The organism is Tolypothrix sp. VBCCA 56010 (assembly GCF_050875635.1).
Taxonomy (GTDB): Bacteria; Cyanobacteriota; Cyanobacteriia; order Cyanobacteriales; family Nostocaceae; genus Hassallia.
Genome location: NZ_JBPAOH010000573.1, coordinates 1 through 207, shown reverse-complemented (window position 1 = coordinate 207; position 207 = coordinate 1). Strand labels below are relative to the sequence as shown.

Genomic DNA, 207 nt, shown 5'->3' with positions numbered 1-207 from the left:
CGGCTTGAAGATGTGTTTGAATCGTCGTTACTAGGAACCAGCGAAATAAGGCTGAATGCGCTGGAGCCAAAAGGCAAAGGATATGGAGTTGGCAAGTTTTTATATGACCAACAAGCACTTCCAATAAACCCGGCGAACAGCATCACTCTAACGGTACATAGTATGGTCATTCGGAACGAGATAACCTCTCGTTTGCTCTCAGGAGGT

General features: G+C 45.9%; 1 protein-coding gene. It reads left to right on the top strand.

What is annotated here, in order from left to right:
- Positions 1–207: hypothetical protein (locus tag AABK37_RS42405; protein WP_432557330.1), on the top strand; the 207-nt coding region annotated here is incomplete at both ends.